This is a genomic window from Clostridium sp., assembly GCF_051650885.1.
GTDB lineage: Bacteria > Bacillota > Clostridia > Clostridiales > Clostridiaceae > Clostridium.
This window is the reverse complement of the sequence record NZ_JBOFRG010000301.1, coordinates 47,962-58,605: the sequence shown is the minus strand read 5'-3', so window position 1 is coordinate 58,605 and position 10,644 is coordinate 47,962. Positions and strand designations below refer to the sequence as shown.

The 10,644-nt window shown below is 28.8% G+C and carries 10 protein-coding genes and 1 other annotated feature; all 10 genes read left to right on the top strand.

Annotation, left to right across the window (positions count from 1 at the left end; translation table 11 throughout):
* Positions 1-724 (top strand): sporulation protein YtxC (gene ytxC, locus ACRC28_RS14495; RefSeq protein WP_438544158.1); only part of this gene is annotated, 724 nt, incomplete at its 5' end.
* Positions 725-903: 179 nt separating this feature from the next.
* Positions 904-1,425, top strand: coding sequence for a translation initiation factor IF-3 (infC, locus tag ACRC28_RS14490; protein WP_438544157.1), 522 nt, complete (start codon positions 904-906; stop codon positions 1,423-1,425).
* 23 nt (positions 1,426-1,448) lie between these two features.
* Positions 1,449-1,646 (top strand): 50S ribosomal protein L35, encoded by a 198-nt coding sequence (gene rpmI, locus ACRC28_RS14485; protein ID WP_438544156.1) that lies wholly within the window; start codon positions 1,449-1,451, stop codon positions 1,644-1,646.
* Between the two features lie 27 nt (positions 1,647-1,673).
* Positions 1,674-2,033 carry a 50S ribosomal protein L20 gene (rplT, locus tag ACRC28_RS14480; protein WP_438544155.1) on the top strand — a complete coding sequence of 120 codons (360 nt, stop codon included), beginning with the start codon at positions 1,674-1,676 and terminating at the stop codon, positions 2,031-2,033.
* Between the two features lie 100 nt (positions 2,034-2,133).
* Entirely contained in the window at positions 2,134-3,480 is a 1,347-nt protein-coding gene (locus ACRC28_RS14475) for a TrkH family potassium uptake protein (protein WP_438544154.1), read from the top strand.
* Positions 3,481-3,493: 13 nt separating this feature from the next.
* On the top strand, positions 3,494-4,162 hold the full coding sequence (locus ACRC28_RS14470; RefSeq protein WP_438544153.1) for a potassium channel family protein: 669 nt from the start codon (positions 3,494-3,496) through the stop codon (positions 4,160-4,162).
* A gap of 16 nt (positions 4,163-4,178) precedes the next feature.
* A complete protein-coding gene (locus ACRC28_RS14465; protein ID WP_438544152.1) occupies positions 4,179-4,961 on the top strand; it encodes a TrmH family RNA methyltransferase in 783 nt (260 codons plus the stop codon).
* A gap of 60 nt (positions 4,962-5,021) precedes the next feature.
* Positions 5,022-5,241, top strand: a binding site (T-box leader).
* Positions 5,242-5,299: 58 nt separating this feature from the next.
* Positions 5,300-6,319, top strand: coding sequence for a phenylalanine--tRNA ligase subunit alpha (pheS, locus tag ACRC28_RS14460; RefSeq protein WP_438544151.1), 1,020 nt, complete (start codon positions 5,300-5,302; stop codon positions 6,317-6,319).
* A 24-nt stretch (positions 6,320-6,343) separates the two neighbouring features.
* Positions 6,344-8,725 (top strand): phenylalanine--tRNA ligase subunit beta, encoded by a 2,382-nt coding sequence (gene pheT / locus ACRC28_RS14455; RefSeq protein WP_438544150.1) that lies wholly within the window; start codon positions 6,344-6,346, stop codon positions 8,723-8,725.
* Between the two features lie 132 nt (positions 8,726-8,857).
* Positions 8,858-10,630 carry a cell division protein ZapA gene (gene zapA, locus ACRC28_RS14450; RefSeq protein WP_438544149.1) on the top strand — a complete coding sequence of 591 codons (1,773 nt, stop codon included), beginning with the start codon at positions 8,858-8,860 and terminating at the stop codon, positions 10,628-10,630.
* The last annotated feature ends 14 nt before the right edge of the window (positions 10,631-10,644 follow it).

The window sequence follows — 10,644 nt, the reverse complement described above, 5'->3', positions numbered from 1 at the left end:
TCATATTATAAAAGTTTTGTGTGATGAAGAGAGTGATGAGACTCATAATAGGGTTAAACTATATGTAAGTAATCTCTTATACAAAATGGTAATAAAAGATTATAAAAAGAGAGAATTGTTTCAACTTATAAAAGACACATATTTTTTTCTAAAACAAGATGAAATATTAGAAATTGAAATTTTGATAATGGAGGTGCTTTTTAGAGAAAATAAAATAGAAGACGATTTAGGCGTATTTTGCGAAAATAAAATAAACAATATAATTGAGAAGATTAAAGAATGTCTAAATGAAAATAATGAAATGAACATAAATGGATTTATTACATTTAGGATGCGTAGCCTAAGAGAAGATATAGAAGAAATTATAGATAAAATAATACAAAAGTATATGGTGGAAAAAGAATATAAGGAATTTATAAAATTACTGAAATATTTTGTAGAGGTTGGGGAAAGTAAAATTGAAAAGGTAAATATAATAATAGACGATGAAGGAAAATATAGAATAGAAGATGAAGGTGGGCTAGATATATTTAGCCAATTTACAAAAGATATCGGGAATAGTAAAATAGGATTAGATGCTACAATTGAGGATGTAATAATAAGTGGTCTTATTACAAATGCACCAAAAGAAGTTCTTGTAATAGGAATGGAGAATTGTAGAAATAAAGAGTTTATGAAAACAGTAGAAAAAGTGTTCGAAGAAAGACTTATTTATATAAAATAAAAAAAATGTTGACAGAGAAAAAAAAATAAGATACAATAGGTTTTGTTAAGAAGAAACAGCCGTTTCTCACCAGCAACTCCATTGGATGTTCGCTTGGTAAATTATCTTTTGATTTAGATAGTTCAGGACGGCTTAGGCCGTCCTTTTATTATATGTAGTTTTTTAAGTTAAATACGGAGGTGGAAACTATTAGTAAAAATTATATTGCCAACGAAGAGATAAGAGGAAAAGAAGCTAGAGTTATCTCAAGTACTGGAGAGCAGCTTGGAATAATGTTAGTAAAAGATGCTTTAAGCAAAGCATATGATGAAGAATTAGATTTAGTGATGATATCACCAAATGCTAATCCACCAGTTTGCAAAATAATGGATTTAGGTAAATTCATCTATGAGCAATCAAAGAAAGAAAAAGAAGCAAAGAAGAAGCAAAAAATCATTAACATAAAAGAAGTAAGATGCAGTCTTACAATTGAAGAAAATGATATTGCAATAAAAGCTAAGAATGCAAGAAAGTTCCTATTAGATGGGGATAAGGTAAAGATCACTGTCAGATTTAGAGGAAGAGAAATGGAATTAACTCACATAGGTCAGCGAATTCTAGATAACTTCCTTGGAAAGCTTGAAGATGTTTGTATCATCGAAAAGCATCCTAAAAAAGAAGGAAGAAATATGACAATGGTTTTAGCCCCTAAAAAGGCATAACACTTGAGAGGAGGATTTTTATCATGCCAAAAATGAAGACACATAGAGGTGCAGCAAAAAGATTTAGAAAGACAGGTACTGGAAAGTTAAAAAGAGGAAAAGCTTTCAGAAGCCACATACTAACTAAGAAAAGCCAAAAAACTAAGAGAAAACTTAGAAAAGGTGGATACGTAGATAGTACACAAGAAAAAGTAATGAAGAAATTATTACCATACTTATAAGATTAGGAAACAGGAGGTTTTTAAAGAATGGCAAGAGTAAAAAGAGCAATAAACGCTCGTAAGAATCATAAAAAAGTTTTAAAACTTGCAAAAGGATACTACGGTGGAAAGAGCAAGTTATTCAAAACTGCTAACGAATCAGTTATCAGAGCATTAAGAAATGCATATGTTGGAAGAAGATTAAAAAAGAGAGACTACAGAAGATTATGGATTGCAAGAATAAATGCAGCTACAAGAATGAATGGTCTTTCATACTCAAGATTCATGAACGGAATCAAATTAGCTGGTGTTGACATAAACAGAAAAATGTTATCAGAAATAGCTATCAATGATGCAAAAGCATTTGCAGATTTAGTAGAATTAGCTAAGAAACATATAAACGCTTAATTATACAGGAATGCGACTTAGGTCGCATTTTCTTTATATTTTTTTAAATTAAATTTTTATGAATAAAATGAAAAAATAGATTAAACCTTGAGGTGAGTGAATGGAAAAAAAGGTTATTAGAAAAATTAATTTGAGTGGAGTGCAAGTTTTATCCTTAGGTTTTGCTATTGTAATTCTTGTAGGAGCAATATTATTAAGCTTACCAATATCATCGAAAAGTGGAGAGGGGACAAATTTCTTAGATGCACTTTTTACATCCACATCAGCAGTATGTGTTACAGGGCTTGTTACATTAGATACAGGGACATATTTTAATACCTTTGGACAAATCGTAATAATGTTATTAATAGAAATTGGCGGACTTGGATTTATGTCTTTTGCTACTTTTATAGCAGTGTTACTCGGAAAGAAAATTACTTTGAGAAATAGACTTTTAGTTCAAGAGGCTATGAATACTTTTAGCATCCAAGGGCTTGTGAAAATGGTAAAGTATGTTTTAGGATTTACTTTTGCGGTACAGTTTTTTGGAGCTCTTCTATTATCAACTCAATTTATACCTGAATTCGGTATATTGAAGGGGATATATTTTAGTATATTTCATTCAATATCAGCTTTTTGTAATGCTGGATTTGATTTGTTTGGACACTTTAGTAGTTTAACAAGTTATGCATATAATCCGGTAATTATATTAACAATAAGTGCATTAATTATAATTGGTGGACTTGGATTTACAATATGGTTAGAGATTTATAACTATAAAGGGGTAAAAAGATTTTCTGTTCACACTAAAATTGTAATATTAGTTACAGTTATATTAATAGTACTTGGAACTGTACTAATGTTTTTATTTGAAATGAATAATAATGAAACCATAGGAACCATGGGAGCAGGTGGAAAGTGGCTCAATTCATTTTTTGCATCAGTTTCACCAAGAACAGCAGGGTTTAATAGTATTTCAACTGATGCTATGACTACGTCAGGTAAATTTACAACTATACTTCTTATGTTTATAGGTGGATCACCAGGCTCAACGGCAGGTGGACTTAAAACGGCAACTTTTGGGATAATTATATTGACAGTTATTTGTGTTATAAAGGGAAGAGAAGATACAGAAGCATTTGGTAGAAGATTTTCAAAAGATTTAGTATATAAAGCATTTGCATTACTAATGATAGGAGCATTACTTGTAATAGTTGTAACGATGTTACTTGCAATTACTCAACCAAAGGAGAACTTTATAGATCTTTTATATGAAGCAACCTCTGCTTTTGGAACGGTAGGTCTTACAACAGGTGTTACTCAAAGACTTAATGCGATTGGGAAAATTATTATTATGATAACTATGTATTTAGGAAGAGTAGGTCCTATGACGGTAGTGTTAGCTTTAGTTAGAAATAAAATAAAACAAACTCATAAATATCCAGAAGGTAAAATTTTGATAGGTTAGAGGAGAGTAGATTATGGCAAGAAAACAATTTGTAGTCATTGGACTTGGAAGATTTGGTTCATCAGTTGCAGAAACTTTATGTAGTGTTGGACACGAAGTAATGGTAATAGATAAAGATGAAGATTTAATTCAAGACATATCAGATAAGGTAACTCATGCAGTACAATTAGATGCAACAGATGAAAATGCATTAAGAAGCTTAGGGCTTAGAAATTTTGATGTAGCAGTAGTAACTATTGGATCAAATATTCAAGCATCAGTTATGGCAACTCTTTTAGTTAAGGAGCTTGGAATAAAATATATTATAGCAAAAGGTAATAGTGATTTACATGCAAAGGTTTTATATAAAATAGGTGCAGATAGAGTAATTTTACCAGAAAAGGATATGGGTGTTAGAGTTGCACATAACTTAGTATCGGAGAGTATACTAGACTTTATTGAATTATCACCAGATTATAGTATAATGGAAATTCAAGCCTTAAAAGAATGGCATGATAAAAGTGTTGGTGAGCTAAAGCTTAGAAGTAGATATGGGATAAATGTTATGGCTATCAAAAACGGAAATGACATAAATTTATCTCCTGCACCAGAAGATATAATTCATGAAAAAGATATTCTAGTTGCTATAGGATCGGCAGAAGATCTAAGCAGATTAGAAGGGATGATTATAAAATTAAATTAAGACTAGAGGTGAGACTTTGATTTATATAGAAAGTAAAGAAAATAATTTCTATAAAGAAGCTAAAAAGCTTAAGGAAAGAAAAAATAGAAATAAATTAAACAAATATTTTATTGAAGGCTTTAGACTTGTAGAGGAAGCACTAAAAGCTAAAGTAGAATTAGATGCAATTGTATATATAAATGAAGCTCATGAAAAAGTCCTTGAAATTTTAGAGAAATATAATTATAAAGGTAGAGTTTTTGAAATGACAAAAACTCTATTTTTAGATATATGTGGAACTGAAACGCCACAAGGAATTGGTGGTGTAGTTAAAATACAAAAGAAGGAAATTGACTTAGATGGAGGCTTTTATTTACTTTGTGATAAGGTTCAAGATCCAGGGAATTTAGGAACTATAATTAGAACGGCACATGCAGTAGGAGTTTCGGGAATTATTTTAACTAAAGGGACTGTTGATATATACAATGAAAAGGTTGTAAGGTCAACTATGGGCTCAATGTTTTATGTGAATATATATATGGATGATGATAATTTTACAATGATAAAAAGCTTGAAAGAAAAGGAATATGAAATTATAGCAACTTCCCTTGAAGAGAGCTATGACTTTTTTAAAGCTGATTTAAGCGGAAATGTTGTTTTGACAGTTGGAAATGAAGGAAACGGAGTTTCTAAAGAAATTTTTGATTTAGCAAGCTTAAAAGTTAAAATTCCTATGCCAGGAGGATCAGAATCTTTAAATGTAGGAGTTGCTACATCTATTATTTTATATGAGAAGCTTAGACAAAACCTAATTAAGTAAAAATATTTTCTTGAAATTATATAAAAAGGAATGTATAATTTATTTAGTAAAATATAATAAAAAAAAGCAATGATAGAGAAAGTAGGTATTGTTTAGCTTTAAGGGAGAAAAAACCTTTGACTGGAAGTTTTTTTAAGTGAAGCTATACTGAAGTTCACTCTTGAGCTCTAGCTGTGAAAAAAAGTAGTAGCTAGCGGGAAACCGTTAAATTATACGAGATGAGTTTATAAATATTTTTGTAAACTAATTAGGGTGGTAACGCGGATTCTCCGTCCCTTTTTTATAAGGGACGGTTTTTTTTATGCAAAAATATGGTTAATTAAGAAAGGAGTTTTAAAATGCAAGAAAAACTTAACAATATTAAAGAGTTAGCTTTAGAGCAAATTAAAAGTGCTAAATCTTCAAATGAACTTGAAGAAATAAGAGTAAAATATCTTGGAAAAAAAGGTGAACTTACAACTATATTAAGAGGTATGAAGGATGTTTCAGCAGAAGAAAGACCTCTAGTAGGGAAAATGGTTAATGAGGTTAAAGCTGAAATAGAAGAATGCCTTGAAGAAAATTTAAAAGTTATAAAAAATAAAGAAAAAAATGAAAAATTAGCTAATGAAATTATAGATATTTCATTACCAGGAAAAAAATCAAAGGTAGGAAAAAGACATCCTCTTGATTTAACTTTAGAACATATGAAAAATATATTTGTGTCTATGGGATTCACTATTGAAGAAGGTCCTGAAATAGAATTTGATAAATATAATTTTGAAGCTTTAAATATACCAAAAGATCATCCAGCTAGAAGTGAGCAAGATACTTTCTACATAAATGATAATTTAGTATTAAGAACACAAACTTCTCCAGTTCAAGTTAGAACTATGGAAAAGCAAAGCTTACCTATAAAAATGATATCACCAGGAAAGGTTTATAGATCAGATGATGTAGATGCTACTCACTCACCTATATTCTACCAAATGGAAGGATTAGTTATTGATAAGGGTGTAACTTTTGCAGATTTAAAAGGAACATTAGAATTATTTGCTAAAAAAATGTTTGGAGATAACGTTAAAACTAAATTTAGACCACATCACTTCCCATTTACAGAGCCATCAGCAGAAATGGATGCAACTTGCTTTGTTTGTGGTGGAGAAGGTTGTAAAGTTTGTAAGGGAAGTGGATGGATTGAAATTTTAGGTTGTGGAATGGTTCACCCTGAGGTTTTAAGAAATTGTAATATTGATCCAGAAGTGTACTCAGGATTTGCATTTGGATTTGGTGTAGATAGAATGGTAATGCTTAAATACGGAATAGATGATATAAGATTATTATATGAAAGTGATATGAGATTTTTAGATCAATTTTAATAATTAAAGTTTGGAGGGAAAAATATGAAAGTACCATATAGTTGGTTAAAAGATTATGCAGATATAAATGTGGATGCTAAAGAATTAGGTGATTTATTAACATTATCTGGTTCAGCATTAGAAGGAATAATAGTTCAAGGAGACAAAATAAACAGAGTTGTTGTTTGTCAATTTAAAGAAATAGAAAAACATCCAGAAGCAGAAAGACTAAGCGTTTGTCAAGTTGATATTGGAGAAGAAGAATTACTTCAAATAGTAACAGCTGCAACAAATATGAAGGTTAATGATAAGGTGCCTGTAGCACTTCATAAATCAACACTTGCAGATGGAACTGAAATAAAAAAAGGTAAACTTCGTGGAATAGTTTCAAATGGAATGTTTTGTTCAGAAGCAGAACTTGGTCTTAAAGGTGAAGATGAAGTTGATGGTTTAATGATTTTAGATCAAGATGCGCCAATTGGAAAAGAAATAAAAGAATATTTAGGTCTTAAAAAGGAAACTTTAGATTTTGATATTACATCAAATAGACCAGATTGTTTAAGTATGATAGGTATGGCTAGAGAGACAGCAGCAACACTTAGAACAAGTTATAAAATGCCAAATTTAGAGTTCGAAGTAAAAAATTTAGATGATATAAATGATGCTTTAAAAGTTACTGTTAATGATAAGTTATGTAGAAGATATATGGCTAGAATGATTAAAAATGTAAAAATAGAAGCTTCACCTAAATGGATGCAAGATAGACTTCTAGAAGCTGGTGTAAGACCTATAAACAATATAGTTGATATAACTAATTTTGTTATGCTTGAAACAGGGGAACCTATGCATGCATTTGATAGAAGATTTATAAAGTCTGGTGAAATTGTTGTAGAAAAAGCAAATGATGGGGCTAAATTTACAACTTTAGATGAAATAGAGAGAACATTAACAAATAATACATTATGTATAAAAGACGGTACTGAAATAATAGCTCTTGCAGGAATTATGGGAGGATTAAATTCAGAGGTTAAAGAAGATACAACTGAAATAATCCTTGAATGTGCAAACTTTGAAGGAACTAATATAAGAGTAAACTCTAAAAACTTAGGAATAAGAACAGAAAGTTCATCAAGATTTGAAAAAGACATAGATCCAAACTTAGCAGAGTTAGCTATTGATAGAGCATGTGCATTAATTTGTGAATTAGAAGCTGGAGAAGTTTGTACTGGTACTATTGATGTATATAATGAAGTAAAAGAAGAAAAAACTATAACAGTAGATTCTAAATGGATAAACAAATTTTTAGGAACAAATATTTCAAAAGAAGAAATGAAGAAATGTTTAGATTCTTTAGATCAAAATACTGTAATTGATGGGGATAATTTAGTTGTAACTATTCCAACATTTAGAGTAGATTTAAATATAAAAGAAGATATTGCAGAAGAAGTTGTAAGAATCTTTGGATACAATAATGTAGAAGGAACTATATTTAAAGTTCAAACTGAAAGAGAACCTAAATATAGAAATGAAATATTAAATGGAAATGTTATAGAAATAATGACAGCTAGTGGATTAAATCAAAGTATTAGTTACTCATTTATTTCACCAAAAGCTTTTGATAAAATTTGCCTTTCAGAAGATGATACGAAAAGAGAAGCTGTTAAGATCAAAAATCCATTAGGAGAAGATTATAGTATAATGAGAACAACTACCATAGCTTCAATGATGGAATCTTTAGAGAGAAACTACAATAGAAATAATAGTGAAGCTTTACTTTTTGAAATAGGAAAAGTGTATATAAAAGCAGAAAATGAAGAGGATATTCCAACAGAAAGAAATATTTTAACTATAGGAATGTATGGAGATGTGGATTACTTAAATTTAAAAGGAGTAGTTGAAAATCTTATAGATGGATTAGGTGTTAAAGGTGTTAAATTCTTAAGAGAAAGTGAAAATAACAGCTTCCATCCAGGAAAAACAGCTAAACTTATAGTAGGAAGAAAAACTGAAGCAGGAGTATTTGGAGAAGTTCATCCAGATGTAAATGAAAACTTTGGTATTGATAAGCCTTGTTATATAGCTGAATTAGATTTAGATGCAATATATGATAATTCTGTAACAGATAAAAAATATGCACCACTTCCAAAATTCCCAGCAGTAACTAGAGATATAGCCCTTTTAGTTAATGATGAAGTATTAGTTCAAGATATAGAAGATGCTATTGTTAAAGCTGGTGGAAACCTTGTTGAAAAGGTTGAATTATTTGATATCTATAAGGGAGAGCAAATCCCAGAAGGTAAAAAGAGTATTGCATATGCAATTTGGTATAGAGATGCTCAAAAAACTTTAAAAGACAAAGATGTTAATAAAGTTCATGATAAAATATTAAAAGCTTTAGAGTACAAATTAGGTGCTACTTTAAGATAATGATTAAACCATCCAAGATTTTGGATGGTTTTTTCCAATTTTAAATTAAAATTTACTTAACATAATTGTTAAAAGAGTAAAATTACAATATAATTAAAAGTAGAATAAATTTATATTGAGGGAGTATCAGGGATGAAAAGAATAACTGTTAACATAAATGGGGTAGAGTATAATTTAAAAGGAAAGGAAAATGAAGAATATCTAAGAGAAATAGCATCTTATGTAGATGGGAAAATAAAAGAGGTACTAGGGGTTAATCCAGTGCTAAGTACATCACAAGCATCAGTACTAGCTTGTGTAAATATGGCAGATGAATTACATAAATTAGATAAAAAGCTTATTGATTTTTTAAGTACAAATAAAAATTTAAATAATGAAAAGACTACGCTTTTTAAATCCATTGATGATTTAAAAAAAGATATAGATGAATTGAAAGAAGAAAATGCAAATTTAAAAAAGACAAAAGAAAATCAATTAATGGGATTTAAAAAGGATAGAGAAGATTTATTAAAGAAAAACGAAGAGGTTAAAAATCAAGTTGAAAATATAAAAAAAGAAAAAGAAGCTTTAGATGGAAAGGTTAAAAATAAAGAAGCAGAAGTAAAGGCTTTAACTAATACTAAAATTGTTTTAGAAGGTGAAAAGGAAAGATTATTAAAAGAGCTTTCTAAATATAGAAAAAATGAAGAGAATTTAATAAAGGAAAATGAAGATAAAACAAATAAGATATTAAAATTAAATGATGAAGTTTTAATAAAAGAAAAAAGTCTTATAGAAAAAGAAAACACTATAAAGATAAAGTCTTCTAATATAGAAGAAGCAAAGAAGCGAGAAGAACGTTTAAGATTAGAAGCAGCTCAAATGAAAAATAAAAAAGAACTTGAATTTAAGGAAATGAAAGATGCTAAAGAGAAAGAATTGAAGTTATTAAGAGAAGAAAAAGAAAGACAAGTAAGTAAATTGAAGTTTGAAAAAGAAAGCGAAGTAAAGAGTATAACAGTTTTAAAAGAAAATGAAATAAGAAATTTAAAACTAGAAAAAGAAAAGAAAATAGAAGAATTAAAAAATGATAATATGAGAAAAGTAGAAGCTTTAGCAAGAGAATATAATGAAAAATTAAGCTTAAAAGAAAAAGAAATTAAAAATAAAGAAGAAAGTAAGAAATTACTAGAAGAACAAGTAACATCAATGGAAAGAAACTTTAAGTTAGAAGAAGAAAAGAAAAATACAAACTTAAAGGAATTAATGAAAAACATTGAAGAAAAAGATTATAAAATAACTGTGTTAAGCAAAGAAGTAGATGAGACTAATAAGGAAGTTCAAAAGTTAGAAAGTGAAATAGAAGTTTTAAACACATCAAAAGCATCTTTAAAAGATGAGATGGATATGATACTAGCTAAAAAAGACGAACTTAAGAGAGAAGTAGAAATGTCTAATTCTTATATTACAGAATGTGAAGAAACTATCTCAAAAAATAAAAATGAAATAAAGATATTAAATTCTGAATTAAATGATTTAGGTAAAAAGAATAAGAATTTACTTGGAGAATTAGAAAGCTTAAAAGAAAATAATAATTCGATGAAAAGTAAAATGGATGATTTAGAAGTTCAGTTAGAAAATGAAATAAATCAAAAGTTATTAGAAAGAGAAAATAATAAAAGAGAAATAAAAAAAATACAAGCAGAAATAAGAGATAAAGATGAAGAAATAAAGGCTTTAGAAGAAGGTGTAGATAAGCTTAAAAATGATAGAAAAAATCTCTTTGAATCGGGAAAAGAAATGAGAGAGAAACTTCAAACATATAAATATAAAGCCGTTGATTTAGAAAATAAATTAAGAGAAAAGAGTATAGAACTAGCTGTAGAAAAAAGTAAAGGTCAGCCAGCATTACTTAAGAAGAAATAGTTGTAGAAAAATAA